19 protein-coding genes are annotated in these 17,789 nt (G+C 35.0%); 3 read left to right on the forward strand and 16 right to left on the reverse strand.

The genetic code is table 11. The features are described 5' to 3' along the window. Nucleotides 1-87: 87 nt before the first annotated feature. The 8 genes from GKP30_RS22165 to yhfH form a co-directional block, all read right to left on the reverse strand. Nucleotides 88-894 carry a hypothetical protein gene (locus tag GKP30_RS22165; RefSeq protein WP_216831648.1) on the reverse strand — a complete coding sequence of 269 codons (807 nt, stop codon included), beginning with the start codon at nt 892-894 and terminating at the stop codon, nt 88-90. Beyond that, the gene (locus GKP30_RS22170; protein ID WP_216831649.1) at nt 887-1,423 is read right to left on the reverse strand and encodes an RNA polymerase sigma factor; all 537 of its coding nucleotides are present in this window, start codon (nt 1,421-1,423) and stop codon (nt 887-889) included. The genes GKP30_RS22165 and GKP30_RS22170 overlap by 8 nt, the downstream gene beginning before the upstream one ends. A gap of 252 nt (nt 1,424-1,675) precedes the next feature. Next, the gene (locus GKP30_RS22175; protein WP_216831650.1) at nt 1,676-2,629 is read right to left on the reverse strand and encodes a 5-oxoprolinase subunit C family protein; all 954 of its coding nucleotides are present in this window, start codon (nt 2,627-2,629) and stop codon (nt 1,676-1,678) included. Then, on the reverse strand, nt 2,610-3,395 hold the full coding sequence (locus GKP30_RS22180; protein WP_216831651.1) for a LamB/YcsF family protein: 786 nt from the start codon (nt 3,393-3,395) through the stop codon (nt 2,610-2,612). Before GKP30_RS22180 ends, GKP30_RS22175 begins: the two co-directional genes overlap by 20 nt. Then, nucleotides 3,370-4,128, reverse strand: coding sequence for a 5-oxoprolinase subunit PxpB (gene pxpB, locus GKP30_RS22185; protein WP_216831652.1), 759 nt, complete (start codon nt 4,126-4,128; stop codon nt 3,370-3,372). Before pxpB ends, GKP30_RS22180 begins: the two co-directional genes overlap by 26 nt. A gap of 13 nt (nt 4,129-4,141) precedes the next feature. Next, nucleotides 4,142-5,014, reverse strand: coding sequence for a 50S ribosomal protein L11 methyltransferase (locus GKP30_RS22190; RefSeq protein ID WP_216831653.1), 873 nt, complete (start codon nt 5,012-5,014; stop codon nt 4,142-4,144). A 133-nt stretch (nt 5,015-5,147) separates the two neighbouring features. After that, nucleotides 5,148-5,993 carry a hypothetical protein gene (locus GKP30_RS22195; protein WP_216831654.1) on the reverse strand — a complete coding sequence of 282 codons (846 nt, stop codon included), beginning with the start codon at nt 5,991-5,993 and terminating at the stop codon, nt 5,148-5,150. A gap of 189 nt (nt 5,994-6,182) precedes the next feature. Beyond that, nucleotides 6,183-6,314 carry a protein YhfH gene (gene yhfH, locus GKP30_RS22200; protein WP_216831655.1) on the reverse strand — a complete coding sequence of 44 codons (132 nt, stop codon included), beginning with the start codon at nt 6,312-6,314 and terminating at the stop codon, nt 6,183-6,185. Between the two features lie 1,024 nt (nt 6,315-7,338). Between yhfH and GKP30_RS22205 the strand changes: the two genes are divergently transcribed. Continuing rightward, on the forward strand, nt 7,339-7,560 hold the full coding sequence (locus tag GKP30_RS22205) for a hypothetical protein (protein ID WP_216831656.1): 222 nt from the start codon (nt 7,339-7,341) through the stop codon (nt 7,558-7,560). Nucleotides 7,561-7,694: 134 nt separating this feature from the next. Here the strand turns inward: GKP30_RS22205 and GKP30_RS22210 are convergent, their stop codons facing one another. From GKP30_RS22210 to GKP30_RS23935, 5 genes are all read right to left on the reverse strand, one after another. Next, the gene (locus GKP30_RS22210; RefSeq protein WP_216831657.1) at nt 7,695-8,129 is read right to left on the reverse strand and encodes a DUF2663 family protein; all 435 of its coding nucleotides are present in this window, start codon (nt 8,127-8,129) and stop codon (nt 7,695-7,697) included. Between the two features lie 71 nt (nt 8,130-8,200). Then, nucleotides 8,201-8,437, reverse strand: coding sequence for a hypothetical protein (locus GKP30_RS22215; RefSeq protein WP_216831658.1), 237 nt, complete (start codon nt 8,435-8,437; stop codon nt 8,201-8,203). Nucleotides 8,438-8,466: 29 nt separating this feature from the next. Continuing rightward, a complete protein-coding gene (locus GKP30_RS22220; RefSeq protein WP_216831659.1) occupies nt 8,467-9,051 on the reverse strand; it encodes a CPBP family intramembrane glutamic endopeptidase in 585 nt (194 codons plus the stop codon). 19 nt (nt 9,052-9,070) lie between these two features. Next, entirely contained in the window at nt 9,071-10,588 is a 1,518-nt protein-coding gene (locus tag GKP30_RS22225; RefSeq protein ID WP_216831660.1) for a RecQ family ATP-dependent DNA helicase, read from the reverse strand. Beyond that, nucleotides 10,589-11,638, reverse strand: coding sequence for a helix-turn-helix domain-containing protein (locus tag GKP30_RS23935; RefSeq protein WP_216831661.1), 1,050 nt, complete (start codon nt 11,636-11,638; stop codon nt 10,589-10,591). It lies immediately after the preceding gene. 298 nt (nt 11,639-11,936) lie between these two features. Between GKP30_RS23935 and GKP30_RS22235 the strand changes: the two genes are divergently transcribed. Beyond that, nucleotides 11,937-12,185, forward strand: a complete 249-nt coding sequence (locus tag GKP30_RS22235; protein ID WP_216831662.1) for a 4Fe-4S domain-containing protein — start codon at nt 11,937-11,939, stop codon at nt 12,183-12,185. Between the two features lie 188 nt (nt 12,186-12,373). Here the strand turns inward: GKP30_RS22235 and GKP30_RS22240 are convergent, their stop codons facing one another. Both GKP30_RS22240 and GKP30_RS22245 read right to left on the reverse strand, forming a co-directional pair. Next, a complete protein-coding gene (locus tag GKP30_RS22240) occupies nt 12,374-13,087 on the reverse strand; it encodes a FadR/GntR family transcriptional regulator (protein ID WP_216831663.1) in 714 nt (237 codons plus the stop codon). A 307-nt stretch (nt 13,088-13,394) separates the two neighbouring features. Then, nucleotides 13,395-14,477 carry a M14 family metallopeptidase gene (locus tag GKP30_RS22245; RefSeq protein ID WP_216831664.1) on the reverse strand — a complete coding sequence of 361 codons (1,083 nt, stop codon included), beginning with the start codon at nt 14,475-14,477 and terminating at the stop codon, nt 13,395-13,397. A gap of 553 nt (nt 14,478-15,030) precedes the next feature. Here GKP30_RS22245 and serA point away from each other — a divergent pair. Beyond that, nucleotides 15,031-16,605, forward strand: coding sequence for a phosphoglycerate dehydrogenase (serA, locus tag GKP30_RS22250; RefSeq protein WP_216831681.1), 1,575 nt, complete (start codon nt 15,031-15,033; stop codon nt 16,603-16,605). Nucleotides 16,606-16,728: 123 nt separating this feature from the next. Here the strand turns inward: serA and GKP30_RS22255 are convergent, their stop codons facing one another. Continuing rightward, the gene (locus GKP30_RS22255; RefSeq protein WP_216831665.1) at nt 16,729-17,706 is read right to left on the reverse strand and encodes a peptidoglycan DD-metalloendopeptidase family protein; all 978 of its coding nucleotides are present in this window, start codon (nt 17,704-17,706) and stop codon (nt 16,729-16,731) included. Between the last annotated feature and the right edge of the window lie 83 nt (nt 17,707-17,789).

Here is a 17,789-nt window from a genome sequence, read left to right on the forward strand (position 1 = left end):
AAAGGTTCCGAACATCGTTTTCTTTGATGTTCGGAACCTTTTTACAATTATTTTGGCTAGTTATGTCCCAGCCTCTTCAAAAACCTTTTATTCATGCCATTGGAAGTGCTGTTCGATTAGTTGTAATCTTGCGCCTAACCCTTCAGAGTATTCTCCAAAAGTCGTTTCTGTAATTTCATAGATATTATCGTTAATTTCGAATAGATGAACAGCTTTACCCATTGATTTCTCTTCATTCAAGAAAAATAAGTCTGCATCTGAACTCCAGGTTGATGAAAACTCCTCGGTACTTTCAATAAACCCTTGGCTTTCATAGTCATCTCGTAGACGCTTGATATAATCTCCCAATGGTTCTTGATAATTAATAGAAGGCTTGTAAACTGTAAAAAAAGGAGGTTCTATCTGGTCACCTGTATAATTAGCGTACACACTAGCCTTGTACCCTTTTTCATCCGAAACTCCCTCAACATTAAAGCGTTCGTCAATATATGTGCTGAAGCGAAGTTGTTCATCAGCCCATAACTTTAAATGGATCTCCTCTTCCTGGCCCTCGATAAGAAGAGTATCGACGATTTGAGAGTCACGATTAATAGATGGCGGAACAGCACCTTCCTCAAACGTTATTAATTCAGAGCCTCTCTGATCTTCAGAGACCAACTCATCACTAGCACTGTTTTCTGGCATTTGGCTCAAAAGGAGGATACTTCCTATACCAATAGCAACAACAAGACTAGCAGCAATCCCCAAGCCCCTTACTCTTTTTAAGAACGGGAGCTTCCTCTTTTCTTTACTTTTAATATAATTCATTAGTTCTTCAGGAGACGATTGATTTGACTTTTGATCGTAGACCTTTTTTAATTTTTGTAACGATCTTTCAAACTCTTGATCACTCATCATATTCACCTACCTGTTCTAATCGTTCCTTTAACATTTTTCTTCCTCGTAGCATTCTTGTTTTTACCGCTCCTTCACTTACACCTAAAACATCTCCAATTTCCTGGTAAGACAATTCATGAAAATAATGAAGTATAATTGGAAGTTTATATTTCTCATTTAAATCTTGTATCGCCTGGTGAACTTCAGAAAGATTTGTATCATCAACAAAATCTGGAGAATTGGTTATTGCAGCCTCAGCCATGTAAGCTTTTGCTTTTTGAGCAAGCCTTTTCTTTTTTCGATATAAATCCCTAACAACATTAAGTGTAATCTGATAAAGCCACGTCGTAAATTTCCCGTGAGTATGGTTATTCAAATAACGATACACTTTTAAAAATGTCTCTTGTGTAATATCTTGTATATCATTAGGATGAACTCCCATTTGAAAAGCAAATTTCTCAACGGTTGAAATATGTTTGCTTATTAATTGGTAAAAGGCATCCTCATCCCCATTTTTTGACTTCGCTAATAATTCTTCATCCTTCATAAGACTACCCCCAAAACTTGAATCAAGTTAATAAACGGTACCATTGTATTAATCTTCAATTCACTTATATAACGCTTTAAATTTACTAGAGGTTACAAAATCAGAAGAAAAAACCTAATAAAAATGGAATGAAATCCAACGAGTAAAGTATATTCTCGTCATCTCATTCCAAATTTGTACACTCCAAACTGAAAGCTCTTATTTACATTTCACATGATAAGTCCCGATTCAATGCTCAAAATAAGTAGCCTACTAAAACAGTTGACTAAGTATGAAGAGTATCCTTTCACGTTGAATATAGCTTAGATGGGCAGCTTTAATAGACTCTTCTTTGAAGAGGATACGATCTCCGGGTTTCATTTGGGCAAGCTTTCGCAAATCTACAGCAATTACTTGGGCAATTCTCGTATAACCACCAGTTGTCTGTCGATCAGCCATCATAATAATAGGTTCACCACTTTTAGGAACCTGCACCGTTCCAAACGTTATTACATCAGATAAAATATCAGCACCCTGTTTATGTGTTAAAGAATATCCTGTTAACCGATATCCCATCCTATCAGATTGATGACCAACAGTATATACACTCTTAAAGAAACGTTCCTGGTCCTCGGGTAAGAATGAGTCCCACTCTGGACCTCTTATGACACGGATGATGTTCTTTTCTTCATATTTAGGGATTAAAGACGGGTGAAGAGAACTCACCCAATTAGAGTTTTTATCCTCGACTTTTCTCCACCTAAATAATATATCTCCCTTATGAAGAGCCCTACCTTTAATACCACCCATATTTCCACGAACATAGGTGGATTTGCTTTTCAATACAGATGGCACATCTATTCCACCACGAACAGCCACGTAAGCTCTCGCCCCAGAAATACATCGCCCAAATGAAAGAACCTGTCCTTTTCTTACTCGGATCTGCTGCCACATTGGAATAACTTGGTCATTAATAGCTGGTTCTAAATCTGCACCAGTAATCGCAATAATCGTATCATCTAAAATTTCGAGCCTAGGACCTACAATCGTAATTTCTATTGCGGCTGCATTTCTGTCGTTATGAACGAGTAAGTTCCCTAATTGAAACGCATAACTATCCATTACTCCCGATACAACAACACCATAACGCTGATAACCTCTTCGGCCAAGATCTTGTATTGTTGTAAACAATCCAGGTTTCGTTACCTTAAATTGAGCTGTCTTCACTATGTTTCACCACAGGTTTTATTTGAATGTTTCGATTTTCAAGTTCTAATTTAATTCGTTTAACAAAATCTAACGCATGTTTTGAGTCACCGTGGACACAAACCGTTTGTGCGTTAATGGATATAGATGAACCATCAGTTGCTTCAACTTCTCCTTTTAAAATCATTCTATACACTCGTTCAAGCGCTTCATCAAAATCAGTAATTAACGCATTGGGAGCTGTACGAGGGGTTAATGAACCGTCAGCTTGATATGTACGGTCTGCAAATACTTCTTCAACCACTTGAAGACCGAGTTCCATACCAGCTTGTACAAGTTTTCCACCAGCAAGCCCATATAAAAGCAGCTGCGGGTTAAAGTCGTAGACCGCTTCTGCAATGGCTCTAGCTAGTTCAATATCTTTAGAAGCCATATTAAATAGAGCACCATGCGGCTTAACATGAAACAAGCTTGAATCATAAAGTTTGGCAAAGCCCTCTATGGCACCTAATTGATATATTATAAAGTTATAAACATCTTTTGGTTCTACTTGTATGACACGGCGACCAAAACCGATTAGATCAGGAAGACCTGGATGAGCACCAATTCTAACATCATGTTTAAGTGCTAGTTTAATTGTTTCATGCATAACATTATGGTCTCCCGCATGGTAACCACATGCAATATTCGCCGACGAAATGTACTTAATGACTTCAGCATCATTTCCAATTTGATAAGCCCCAAAACTCTCACCAATATCACTATTCAAGTCTATTGTTTGTTTCATTTCCATCACTCTCCTCATGATGAATGGACACGGTATATTTATTAAGCTTCACCTGTTCTTCTATTTGTCTATATTGTTGTTTTGTTATACTTTCAAACCTCAAGAAATCACCGGCATTTAATAATGATGGTGGACTGCACTTATCATTAAATAACGGTACTGGTGTGCGACCAATAATTCTCCAACCCCCTGGTGAACTCAAAGAATAAACTCCTGTTTGACTTCCAGCAATTCCAACCGAACCCTTTTCTACAAGCTGCCTTGGCACTTCCAATCTTGGTGTTGCAATCGCTGGGTTTAAACCTCCTAAATAAGGAAAACCAGGTGTGAAACCAATCATATATACTAAGTATTTCTCCTTACAGTGAAGCTTAATTACTTCCTCCACAGATAATTTATTATATTTTGCTACATCCAATAAATCTGGTCCAAATTCTTCGTCATAACAGACGGGTAATGTAATAATGTTCCGCGGTGGTAACTCCACTCTCCTCATTTTATAAATTACCTGATGGACTTTTTGTTGCACATTCTCATAGGTACTTTTAAAGGGATCATAATAAATCGACACAGTTGTATAAGATGGGACCCACTCAACTATTTCACCTAAATTAAGGTGTTCTAAAGTTATACAAAAGGTACGAATTTGTTCATTAATTTCTGGGGAAATACTGGTTCCGAAGCGAACTTGCAAAATTTGGTCCCCCACTGGTTGGGTTTCTATCGAAATCATTTCAAACCTCTTTTCAAACGCCCTTGCAATATAATGCGGTTACCCATTCATTCGTTTGGATCCTTTCAGAAACCTCAAAGCCTACATTACGTAGATATGTACTAACTTTTTCTTCATTCCATTCCACTACCCCTGAAATCAACAAACATTTGGAATACCTGTACAGCTGTTCTTGTTCAATAATTTTCACCGTTTCATCTGCACCTATATTAATGATCGTCCAATCAATTCGTTCAGGGAACGAATACTCCGATTTTATAACATCAGCTTGGTGTACATTTATATTTGTCACATCATTCAATTTGGCTTGATGTAAAACTTCTCTTTCAACTGGCTCAATATCAATTGCAGTAACGTTACTTGCTCCCTTTACAGCTGCGGCAATAGCTAGAACGCCAGAACCTGTTCCTATATCTAGAACATTAAATCCACCTAATTCATGACCAAGAATAATTTGTAGGCAGTCTTGCGTTGTCTCATGGATACCCGTTCCAAAAGCACCTTGTGGATCTAAATAGATCATCTTTCGCTCACTATCCCCTACATTTTCATCATAACAAATTGTCCAGCCATTCTTTAGCTTAATATCCTCAAACTGAACAGGAGTATAATCAAGCGTAATGTCCACCTGTGATATTTCTTCTGAAGAGACTTTCAAAGTTTCACTCACTAAACGGGAAACTTCGGTTGTATCATTATTTTCCTCAACAATAATATGAAGTTGAATATCGGTATCGTCCTTAACCTCAATTCCATAACCGTTATCCTCTATAGTCGTTTCAAAAGGCTGTTCGTAATATAAATTAAAGATCCCTGCTATATTTAGTTTTTCTATCGCATCATCTACTGCTGTATATGGGATGTTGATAGTAAGTTGTTTCGCCATAATTCTACCTTCCTTCTATTACAAATACACATGCATCCATTTTTATTAATATTACCATAACCTATTCTTCGGAGTAATTATTTACATAAAAGCCTAAAAAGAGCTGACTTGTAAAAGTCAGCCCCACTACTTATTAGTAACCATAACTATTTATTTTATATTCAAGTCCTAGACCATCAATAATTGTTAAATCAACACGAACATCACCTGGCAGATCAGGTTGTTCTTCAAAGGTTAACCGTTGTGAGTACTCATACATTTGATCATGTACTTGCTTATTCGCTTTTTCTAATACGTCAATTGTCTTAACTAACTTATTATTAACGTATAGGTTTGCTGTTGCACTCTTTATCTCTAACTTCTCGCTATCTAACCTAAACATCTGGTCTCTATAACTTTGCTGCATCATAATCTGAAGGTCAACAAAATCCTTACCGTAAGAAAGCACATACACATCACTATAAATTCTTTCTTGAAGCTGATCAAAAATTGCAATGTATTGTAAGTCTTCACTTCTTTTACCTTCATCTGATACAGCTAGAATTCTAGATTCATAATTCTCCTTTAACGATAACGTAAAAGTAACCTCATAATCTAGATTACCTGTTTCCTCAACTTTAAGCTTTTGCCAATCACTCTTGCCCTGTTCACGATATAAAAAGTATAGTTCTTCATCATCCTCAAGTTCGCGCAATCCCCATGATACAAGCACTTCCACTTGCTCTGTATCACCGTTCACTTCCTTCACTTCATAGGAATTATTCCTTACCCAACGTTTTTCTTCTGTAAACTCATACAACGTTTCTCCCACCTGGTTATGAATATCACCTATTGAATACGAAATGTCTTGGACTGTGTTCTCCAAATGAGATAAATTCCCTAACTGATTGGAAATTTTATTTAATTGATTATAATTAACTATGGTTAAAATGATGAGAAAACCTACACTACCGATTAGCATTACTTGTTTTTTATTCACAGAGCTTCCTCCAACCCTAAAATATATAATTTTGTCAGTTATTTTGTGAATTTGATTCCATAGGTGACCGATGTTTTATAAATATTTTCTTCTCTTAAACAACCTTGTCCCCCCCAAAAAACAATAAAAAGCCTTCATTTCAATTCCCCTGTGAAATGAAGACTTTCTATTAAGCTGTTATATTAGCTTTTATTCTACCTCATGACGTAAACATTTGTCACATTGATGAAGATAAGATTCATGCTGTTCATCAATAACGTCACCACATTCAGTGCATTGTTTTGGTGGTAAATTTCTAAAGAACTCTGTACTTGGTGTCATTTTTTGTTCCCCCTATATCCTTTGTTAAGATCATTGTATTATAACAACTGTATTTTTGCAACCCCTGTATTAAAACAAATTTAGTTTAAAAACACCCATTTTACAAAAAAATAACCCCGTTATGGCAAAATAATAATAAAAAAGAAAAAACTGTTATATAAAAGAAGAGATTTACTCTAATTAAATGTTCACCCAAATACACAAACTTGGATCGAACATTTAAGAGCAAACCTCTTCGATACATTTCTTTTTCTACATTATTTTTTTATTGAGTTTCGTCAGCTACTTTGTAGAAGGCGATCGCCATAGAAATACACACAATAACAATTAAACTCGTAAGTCCTAATACTGCGATTAGAGCAGTTGCACTCATTACCCCTCACCTCTCATTATTTTTTACTCCCACCACCATATTAGCACATTTTTCCCTTGCCTTTTATTTTGAATTGTGACAAAATTAGAAGTTTATAGTTTTTTAATCATTTACACTGTTACAATATGAAAAATAGCAGTAACTAGTATCTTGGTATTTATTTTTGAAAATTCATAATTGCATATTTACTTTAGTGCATATACGTGTTAAAGTAATAAATGTAAATGACCTCTTATTTTTCTCTCTTTGAAGAAAGCCAAAAAATCGGCTTTCTTTTTTTTTTGCTCTTTTTTTAAGGCTGTTTTCGTAAACTTTGTTGCTATTGGACCGTTTTTTGAACATAAATAAGCCTTAATGGACAAATTCATTTGTCTATCTGGCTAATTTATGTTCAAAAGCTTAGAGCAACAATCTTTGAGAAGAGAGCCTTTTTTAAAGATTGTAGCTATTGCTATGCTTTTGCATTGATATCGATTATGTGGTTACAATCCAATGTAATTAACAAACGAGTATATTTGTAAAATATGGGCCTATAGTCTTATTTTTCATGCAATTATTGAAAATTCTGTCTTTTATGATATACTTTAATTACTGAAGTAAGCGCTTACAAAATGTTCATTTTATTCTTGCTGAAAGGAGCTGATGGACAGAATGTTACTTCATAAACTCAAAAATAAATCTCTGATAACTAATGCAGATATTGAATTTAATATAAAGTACGGATTACCAGTTGAAGTATTTTGCCCTGCAACAAAGCAAACAGTTGCATTTGGTAGGGTTGAAGACTATAACCACTATTTAATTCAAATTAACGGGGTTGAATATTGTAGAAACCAAAATGCGTTATTTGGACACCCTTCTTTATCTGCGTAAAAGCTTCTTTAAAGTTAGTAACGCTAGCTATGAAAAACTCATAGATAGATGTTATGAGAGTGTAAAAACGTCATAAAAACAATGAATTCCCACCCATATAAATAAGACAGAGGCTGACTATGTCAGCCTCTGTCTTATTTATGGAATAAGTTCACACTGTACTCTTTATTTAATAATGAAAATAATTCATGTCGTTTTGTCCATAATTCTTTCGTATCCCAAAGCTGTTCTTGGCGATCAATCACTTCTGATCTTAATTCCTCATATTCCTTTTCTGCTTTATCTAGCTTTTTCTTTGCATTCTTCATAAAGATTAAACAAATTAGGAACAATGCTATATAAAAATAAACAAACCCATTTGTTATTAAGGTTAAAAAATTTAGCGAAGTTCCTTGTAGAAGGATGTAAACAACGCCGAGCCCTAAACATAACAAAGTTGAAAAGGTGGCTCTTTGTAAGTACTTTTCTGCAGTTTGCTCCGTTATTTTTCGTTCAATTAATGTTTCTATTAGAACTAACCCCATATCAGAAACATAATCTTGTTTATTGATCATTTCTCTTTTAGCCATTTTGACCTCCCTCATACACCTTGTCTTATACTATATGTATGAGGGAGGTCGTAATTTTAAGACTAATAGAGTTACAGGTTTTGTAACCAAATTGGTGATGATATCGCCAAGATAACTAGAAGTAAAAATAGGACTAACAAAAAACGAACAAGGGGAAAGCGAACTTGAAACTTACGATTGTTATCTTTCTTTTCTCTATGATATTCACTTCTTGACGGTAAGGACTGTGTTTCTTCTTCACTCGTATATTTTCTTCGCTGTGATCGCGTTTTTTGCTTTTTTTCGTAATCATTTGAAGAATTTGTCACCACATAACCACCCCATTTACATAAATACATTATGAATGTTTCCTTTTAGCTTTAAGCATAATAAAAAGTCCTAAGACAAAGTCGATAAGAAAATGGGTAAATATAGGAACTAACAGATTATTTGTTATCTCATACAGAAGCCCTAGTACAAAACTTAACACAACTGCCATAGTAAATAAGAGAACTTTGGAAAGGTATCGAAAATGTATCAATGCAAATAAAAGACTAGCTGGAATAAGACCAATATGGGTTTGCAGTATTCCTCTAAATAACACTTCTTCACTAAAAGCCACAATAGCTGCTATAAAGAAAATATGAACTACATTTCTTTTTGCAAATACCCTTTCATTAATACCACCATCGTCTACCCATTTCTTCGGTAAATATTTATCAAATAGTAAATCAATAATAATTACAATAGCTGCAATACCGCCACCGATTAGAAAGATTTGGCCTGGATCCCAAATAAACAATTCCCAAAAAGATGAAATATCATCGATCCAGAAAAAGCCGAGAACCATAGCAATAACTAACATCATCGCCTGGGTTATATACAGGTTTAATAATATATCACGATCCGACATATCTTGAATAAGTTTTGCTTGCCTATTCATGCTCAACATCCTAATTTATTTATTGATGAAATATTTGCTTTAATTCATCTTGCCAAGGTAAAAATTCCGTTTGGTTCTTTGATTGTTTTTTTTCACTTATCCTGTAACTTTCTAGAGATAGTCCACAATGATCGCAGCAATGTTCAGGCTTATCATGCAATTTTTCTTCAAAATAAGACAAATAATGAATGCGTCTACACGAATCACTATTTATGTAATCAATCATACCTTCAACTTTTTGTACTTTTTCGTTAAGTCTAACCTCTATTAAATGCTCGATGAACTTCATCGCATGTAAAAGAGCTGGCTTATCAATATTCCCATTATTAATCACGCTATGCCGCTCTAAGTGAAAATATAAAAACCTCCAAGCTCCTTCGGTAAGACCGATTTGGGCTTGAATTTGAATTACATCATTACTTGTAAATAACAGTCCACTTGATTCTAACATTTCTAAATAATTTTTTACTGCATAAAGTTGTCTAGCATGGGGAAGTTCACTTTCAATTAAGGATAGTGGTAAATGTCGATCGTTTTCACAGTACAATAAAAGTGCAAGACTATTTTTCCCATCACGTCCCGCTCGGCCAATTTCTTGTAAGTACGCTTCCATATGCTGTGGAAAGTGGAAATGTATTACAAACCTCACGTTATTTTTGTTAATCCCCATTCCAAATGCATTTGTACAGCAAATAATATCCAATTGATCATTAATAAATTGCTGCTGTATTAATAAGCGGTCGTCATTTTCTAAACCGCCATGATAAAAGGCAACTTTATTTATTCCTTCATTTTGTAGGCGGGCAGCAATATTTTCAGCCCATATTCTTGAGGAAACATAAATTAGACCTGGACCTTTTAATATCTTAACCCAATTCAATAACTCACTAAGCTTTTCATCCACGTCATCATATTTTTCAATTTGAAGGGCAATATTTGGACGATGTACACTAAATATGTGTGAAGTGACATGTTGTAACCGCAGCTGTTTTATAATATCCTTTTGAACTTCCTTAGTTGCTGTTGCTGTAATTGCTAAACACGTAGGCTGCCCTAACTGCTCCCATAACTCTCCCAGCTTTAAGTAATCTGTTCGAAAATCGTGACCCCATTGTGAGATACAATGTGCTTCGTCAATGACGAATAACGAAACAGATATCGACGATAATGCTTCAATTACCTTTTCAGACATGAGACTTTCTGGAGAAATATAAACGATGTCATAGCTGTCTAATTCTTCAATCACTTTCCTTCTTTCATATATGGTAAGAAAGCTATTAATAGCAGCAACTTTTTTTATCCCTTGACTTTTGAGTTGTTGGACTTGGTCCTCCATTAAAGATAATAACGGAGAAACTACAATAGCTGTTCCTGGTAATAAGAGTGCTGGTAATTGAAAACATATCGACTTTCCTGTTCCAGTAGGAAGCATTGCAAGAACATTTTCATTACTCAATACTGATTGAATAACTTCTTCCTGCCCAGGCCTAAATGATCTATACCCAAAGTGCTCATATAATGCTTTTTCTAACTCCATTTATCTTTCTCCTAACCTAGCTAATACGAGCCTTATTTTGAAGAAACTAATTTCCTCTGGGAGTTGTTTTTTTAATTCACTCAATTTTTTATTATCACTAGTTACAATAACCTTTGAAATAAAAGCAAATTCTTTATTAGAAATAAACGAAGCTAATTCTACCGATTTATCTTCTAGCATAATTTCTACGACATGATCTTCAATTGTGCTTACTTTTAAATTCCTCACGACTGCAATTTCTTCAATTGAGAGTCCTCTTTTTACTAAGTGATACGTTTGTCTTGTGGAATTCGTCATTTGAATTGTCAGACTTATATCTGAAATAAACGTCTTTAGGATGGGATATTGTTGACGATTTAGCTGTAGTTCTTCAAGTATTCTATGCACAATCGATAAATGTATCAGTTCAATTAACAATTTTTCTTTCTTTAATATCGTGGCTAACTGTTCATTTGTAAGCCCTATTCGGTTTGAACCAGTTAATTTGTAAGTAAAAAGCTCTGCCTCTTCTTTAGACATTTTAGTTAATACAGTAATTAATTCCTCATACAATCTTCTATTATATTGGTGTCTAACCGTTTGTTTTGGAAAGTTTTTTTTCACCCAGTACTTTACTTGTTCATCATTAATTACTGGAAAGAAATAATGGTCATTAACTGTTAAACATGATAGAGATTGTACCATAAGAACAAGCCTTTTCCAAAAAATAGAAGCAACATCTTTATGCTTCCATCCATTTAAGTAAAATATATAATTAGCATCTTTAAGTTTATCGTGTAAAATTTCCTGACCCTTTTTTGTTATTTTATAGGTCATTTCACTCTCTTGTTTAATATAATGATTATTAAGTAAGTATTCTAATCCCTTTTCTAAATCAGTTCGAACTAAACGCGGAAAAACTCCAAACAAAAATAAACATTGATACAAATGTCCATCTTGTATCGTCTGGGAGGAACGTTTTCCTTTTAATAAGTGAAATATACCTGCTATCGAACGATCTCCATTGAAAAGGGAAATTAAATATAACAATATTAAAGTAATTATTGGCACCGCTTTCCCTACTTTTTATTGTATTTTATTTTTAGGGTACTACTATATAATAACAAAACACAAAAACAATGTGGTTTATTTTTTTTGATATTCGGCAATAAATAAACTGCGAGACCCCTTATATGATAAGTATTCTCAATGGATTTAACTGTTGAAAAGTTGGTCAAACATCTATACAATATATATTAGAAATTGTATTCCTTACCAACAGTCACAAAACTTGATTAGATACATCTTATCATACATAGGGGATTTATTAAGGAATGCTTATTTTACAACCTACATGGAGGGATTTATTATGGCAAAATACACAATTGTTGACAAAGATACTTGTATCGCATGTGGTGCCTGTGGAGCAGCTGCGCCAGACATTTACGATTACGATGATGATGGGATTGCATTCGTAACACTTGATGACAACCAAGGAATTGTAGAAATTCCAGATGTATTATTAGACGATATGAATGATGCATTTGAAGGTTGCCCTACTGACTCAATCAAAATTGCTGATGAGCCATTTGATGGTGACGCTTTAAAATTTGAATAGTCACATAAAGAAAAGGCTGACATAAACTTGTCAGCCTTTTCTTACTTTTTTGTATTTGGTCTTCTTAACTAGGGTAAAATTATCAAATAGCTTACGACCTTGTACAATAACGCTGTGTATTATCCATACAAAAAAGGAGACTAACTCGGAAATTAGTCCCTCTTTTCTATATAATAGACCGCTAGTACTTATTTATGCGAGTTAGGAAATAGCCCTTTCTCCACTCCTACAATATGTTCCATCATAGCATCGTTAGCAGCTTTTGAGTCTTTTACTTTTATTGCCTCATAAATTCGTAAATGCTCTTCATATAACTGATTCATTTTACGCTGTTCAGAGTATAGTAAAAGCTTACGAGCTTCTCTCATGGACTGGTGCATTACATCCGAAACGTTCCCAACTAGCTTAGATAACATTTCATTTTTAGTCGCACTTACAATAGATTTATGAAAATCTACATCAGCCTTTTCTCCAATAGTGCCATTACCTTCAGCCTGCTGCATCTCATTAAGTGCTTTTTCCATTTCTATTAAATCGTCTTCAGTACGATTGACTGCAGCAAGTGCAGCTGCCCCAGTTTCAATTACTTTTCTTATTTCAAAAAGTTCACGCATATCTTCTTTTTGCATTAATTGAACTCCTGGAATAATATTACCAATTAAGTCAAGGTCTACTTTATTTACAAACGTTCCTTCTCCTTGACGCATTTCTATATATCCCATTGCCTTTAGTGCACTTAATGCTTCCCGAATAGCAGAACGACCAACATTAAATTCTTCAGCTAATTGTTGAACAGAAGCTAGCCTTTCACCTGGCTTCACTTCTCCCTTTTTAATCATATCTAATAATTGTTCTGCAACAATTTCGTAAATCTTTTTTGGCTTGACCTTCTGTATTGCCACGATTCCACCTTCTTTACTGTATATCCCCTAAATAATTGTAATGGTTACTATTTATTATTAAATCTATAAAAAATGAAACGCTTTCCTAATGAATATGAATAAATTGTACCGATATTATTTCGAATTAGCAACATTAATTACAAAAGTTGGGTGGTGCTATATCATAAAAATTGATTAATACCTTGGTTAACGGTCCAATAGCAAAGAGCAACATTCTTTGAGAGAGGAACCAAAAAAAGAGCCAAGCAAATGCTTAGCTCAATTAAAGTGAGGAACATCTTCGTTTTTCAAAAAAAACTGCTTCACACTAAAGTATCAAGCCTTCTAAAGCAAGTAACACATTGTTTGACCAAATCTCTGAAAATGAAGATAGTGGGAGTGGATTTGTTCCTACACCAACTTCTATTGTAAAACCTGGGCGTCTCGTTTCTTGAATAAACCAATCTTTATATCCACCGTCACTTTCAGCTGTATGAACTGGTACATAAGAGCTAACTAATGACAGGCGTTCCACCATTTCTTTACTTTCTGGTGGTTCATAACCTCGATATCCCCAATAAATAACTTGCCCTTGTGAATGAAAAGCTAATACATGAGAAAAATCATGTAAACGTGTAAAATCATAAATTGCCCGAGCTTCAGGTTCTGTAAGAGGCGCGGTACCACTATAATGCCTAGGCCATGGCTGTTGAGGACTTTCGTCTGCTTCGATCTCCCATCCTGCTGGCCATTGATGATTGAGATCCACCCCTCTAATATTACTTGACCAGTGATTAAATTCCATACATCCTTTATTTATCGTGAGTACTTCCTTATACATTGGATGTTCTGAATAAATTCCTTGCTGGACTAATTCAACACCATCAGGATTTACTAAAGGAACTATATATAAAGTAACTTGTTTAAAAAGATTTTCTAACTCGTATCCATGCCATCTTTGTTTTTTCTTATAATGAACAAGTAATTCTTTAATGAATGTCATTAAAAATTTACTCGTTAACCACTCATTAGCATGCCAACCACCCGAATAGAAAATTTTCTTTTTTCCATTTCCAATCTTAAAGCTTAATATAGGGTGAGACAAAACGGATTCCCCAATCGTATCGATCGATAGAAATTCAGAAGAGATGAGGTCGAGATAATTGTCATGTAACAAGTTAACATCCATCTCCATATCGACTGGGCCATATTCACATAAACACTGAAAGGGTGAATATTTTTTTGCTAATTCCTTTTTTATCTCTGGAATTTCTAAAACTTCTCCAGGATAAATATAAGAATTTTCATGGATGACATGGCGATTAAATAACAGTAAATCAAAAGGTCTTATCCCAAACTTAACAGCTACTTTTCTAATCGTATCCCCTTTTTTAACAGTGTACGCTCGCATAATCTCCCTCCTTACTTTTTACTTTATGAATGTTTTCTAAAAATAAGAAGATACCATTTGACAGAAACAAGCCAATATGGTAAATTATCAAACAATTAGAGGCGAAAATTCAAATAACAATGACGAAGAATACGAAATGTCATCCAATTTTCAGAGAGCTAGTGGTAGCTACGAACTAGTATGGAACGTTTCTGATAGCACTTCCGAGTTGAAATCATTTGACTAGAAGTATCTGGGGTAACCCGTTATCTCTGAGTACAATAATCTCTTGAGGCATATTCTGTAATGACTATGTGAATGAGGGTGGCACCACGGAATCAACCTACCGTCCCTCACGACATTTTGTCGTGTGGCCAGGAGGTTTTTTTAATTTATCTCCTATAAAACTAATTCCCTTTTCAATGAGCCGAGAACAGTTTGTTAATTAGGCTTTTTAAACGTATAAGAAAAAATGTTTAATTATGCCTTTTATAAAAACAATGAATAAAGAGGAATGGAGAGAGTGATCCATCAAGTTGTTGTAGAACCAATTGAAAAGAAAGGGAGTCAATCTATGTATAATATCCTAGTATCAGATTCTATGAGTAAAGAAGGACTACTTCCACTACTAGAAAATAACAGAGTAAATTGTATTCAGAAAAATGTTGCCGAGGTAGAAGATGAATTGCATATTTTTGATGCTCTTCTAGTCCGTAGTGCAACGACTGTTACTGCTGAGTTGATAGCTAAAATGTCAAACTTAAAAATTATTGCTCGGGCTGGTGTTGGTGTCGATAATATTGATATCGAAGCTGCTACCAAAGCTGGTGTGGTTGTTGTCAATGCTCCAGACGGTAATACAATTTCAACAGCAGAGCATACATTTGCAATGATTTGTGCTATTGCAAGGAAAATCCCCCAAGCGAACCAATCTATTAAATCTGGACAATGGAATAGAAAAGCTTTCCAAGGAACCGAACTACGAGGAAAAACGCTTGGAATTGTTGGTTTTGGGCGAATTGGCTCACAGCTGGCAAAACGTGCAAAAGCCTTTGAAATGAAACCGCTGGTGTTCGATCCATTCCTAACAAAAGCTCGGGCGGAAAAACTAGGTGTTGTCCCAGCAACCCTTGAAGAGGTTCTAGAGAATTCAGATATTATTACAGTCCATACTCCTCTAACAAAAGATACTAAAGGTATTTTAGGAATGGAGAATATCGGCAAAACTAAAAAAGGTGTTTACTTAATAAACTGTGCTCGTGGCGGAATTATAGATGAGATTGCACTAAAACATTATCTAGAAACTGGTCATGTAGCAGGTGCTGCTCTTGATGTATTCGAGGAAGAGCCTGCAGTCGATAATGCTTTGATTGAGCTCGATAATGTAATTGCGACCCCACACATTGCTGCATCAACTAAAGAAGCTCAACTAAATGTTGCTTCACAAGTTTCAGAAGAAGTGATCCATTTCCTAGAAGGTAATCCAGTGAGTAATTCTATTAACCTTCCTACTCTGTCTAAAGAAGTTTATGATAAAATTAAGCCTTATTATGACTTAACGAAAACGATGGGAAATGTATTGTCACAATGTATGAAAACACCCGTTCAAGAAATTGAAGTTTTTTATGGTGGTGAAGTGGTAGATCTAGAAACCTCGATTACAACTCGAAGTCTGATGGCTGGCTTCCTTTCCGCTCGTGTTGATGCTCCAGTAAATGATATCAATGCCTCTTTAATAGCTAAAGAGCGTGGAATTGTATTTGGTGAAAAATACTTAAATAATGCTTATGGCTATGCTAATATCATTCATGCGATCGTACACGGTGAGGATCGTACATTTGAACTTAAAGGAACATATGTAAAAGAGTATGGTCCACGCATCGTAAGCATTAATGGCTTCAACGTAGATTTCTTCCCAGCTGGTCACCTTATTTATATCCAACATAATGACCGCCCAGGTGTAATAGGAAAAATGGGGCAATTACTAGCTGAACATGAATTAAATATTGCTACAATGCAAGTGGGACGTAAAGAAGCAGGCGGTGAAGCCATCATGATGGTAGCAGTTGATAAACCATTGTCAGATGATGTTCTTAATGCAATTCGTTCTATTGATGAAATTATGCTTGCTAATAAAATTGAACTATAAAAATTAATAAAATGTTAGAGAAGGCACACTTAATAATTGACCCCTTCGATAAGTTTAAGTTACAAAATAAAGTGTAACATCATCAATTTCACAAGGGGCACATACTAAGCAGCCTTCTCTTTTTTATTTAGTCACTTGGAGAACATCTCCTGGGAATATGAGATCGCTTTCTAGCTTATTATTTTCTTTAATAGTTGCAATAGAAATATCATATTCACCTGCAATGCGATGTAACGTTTCCCCAGCTTGGACGACATGAGTCAACTCATCGCTTTGCATAAACAAAACTAGGTCTTGATCAACATGAATAAATTCACTTTCTAAGTTATTCCATTCTTTTACCTGATTTACAGTTACGCTATGTTTCTTTGCTAAGTTCCATAGCGTGTCCCCTTTTTCCACTGTATGAATGAATTTTTTTCCTTCCTGCATTTCTTCACTACTTTTAAGTGGAAACTTAGTAGTCATATTAGTATCCAAATATGTAAAGCGCTCCTCTACCTGTTCTTCATCATCTATTAGCTGATACTTGGCAGATAAAACTGCTTGAAAATCTTCTTCCATGTCTTCCTCTTTATCTTCAAAGGCGACTAGTGAGTTTTGTTCATCTTTCAATACTAGTAAAGGATCGATTGAATTTGTTTTCTTTAAGTTCCATTCCCCTACATGCACTTCAAAATGCAGGTGGTTCCCTGAAGAACGTCCTGTATTACCAACTGTACCGATAACTTGTCCTTGCTCTACAAAATCTCCTTCACTGACATACCGCTCATGCATGTGTGCATAGATCGTTTCAAGCTCTGAGTCATGTTTAACAAAAATGACATTACCATATGTATCCGAGTAGTATGACCTCGAAACAGTTCCACCTTTAATCGATACAATTGGAGTTCCTTCAGGAGCAGCAATGTCGATACCAAAATGACGTCCGCCCCTAGTTCCATAATGATCAGAAATTTCACCTTCAGTTGGCCATATTAAAGAATTGATTAACTCTTCTTCTATTGTTTGTGCATAAGCAGGAATTGTTCCTATGAATAAGATACCGACCAAACCGGTAATCGCTCCTGCAATCCATATTCGTCTAAAATAGTCTACCATGCTTGCCTCCTTAATTTTCCTTAAAGGTTCACACACAATCTTTATATTATGGAGGCTTGCCCATTTTTATTACAATAAATTAT

This window comes from Alkalihalobacterium elongatum, from assembly GCF_019024285.1.
GTDB lineage: Bacteria > Bacillota > Bacilli > Bacillales > Bacillaceae_F > Alkalihalobacterium > Alkalihalobacterium elongatum.

Coding starts and splice junctions, on each gene's coding strand:
- serA (WP_216831681.1), top strand. CDS start 15,031: ATGTATAATATCCTAGTATCAGATTCTATGAGTAAAGAAGGACTACTT.
- GKP30_RS22205 (WP_216831656.1), top strand. CDS start 7,339: ATGTTACTTCATAAACTCAAAAATAAATCTCTGATAACTAATGCAGAT.
- GKP30_RS22210 (WP_216831657.1), bottom strand. CDS start 8,129: ATGGCTAAAAGAGAAATGATCAATAAACAAGATTATGTTTCTGATATG.
- GKP30_RS22245 (WP_216831664.1), bottom strand. CDS start 14,477: ATGCGAGCGTACACTGTTAAAAAAGGGGATACGATTAGAAAAGTAGCT.
- GKP30_RS22220 (WP_216831659.1), bottom strand. CDS start 9,051: ATGAATAGGCAAGCAAAACTTATTCAAGATATGTCGGATCGTGATATA.
- GKP30_RS22190 (WP_216831653.1), bottom strand. CDS start 5,014: ATGGCGAAACAACTTACTATCAACATCCCATATACAGCAGTAGATGAT.
- GKP30_RS22225 (WP_216831660.1), bottom strand. CDS start 10,588: ATGGAGTTAGAAAAAGCATTATATGAGCACTTTGGGTATAGATCATTT.
- GKP30_RS22165 (WP_216831648.1), bottom strand. CDS start 894: ATGAGTGATCAAGAGTTTGAAAGATCGTTACAAAAATTAAAAAAGGTC.
- pxpB (WP_216831652.1), bottom strand. CDS start 4,128: ATGATTTCGATAGAAACCCAACCAGTGGGGGACCAAATTTTGCAAGTT.
- yhfH (WP_216831655.1), bottom strand. CDS start 6,314: ATGACACCAAGTACAGAGTTCTTTAGAAATTTACCACCAAAACAATGC.
- GKP30_RS22255 (WP_216831665.1), bottom strand. CDS start 17,706: ATGGTAGACTATTTTAGACGAATATGGATTGCAGGAGCGATTACCGGT.
- GKP30_RS22170 (WP_216831649.1), bottom strand. CDS start 1,423: ATGAAGGATGAAGAATTATTAGCGAAGTCAAAAAATGGGGATGAGGAT.
- GKP30_RS22235 (WP_216831662.1), top strand. CDS start 11,937: ATGGCAAAATACACAATTGTTGACAAAGATACTTGTATCGCATGTGGT.
- GKP30_RS22180 (WP_216831651.1), bottom strand. CDS start 3,395: ATGAAACAAACAATAGACTTGAATAGTGATATTGGTGAGAGTTTTGGG.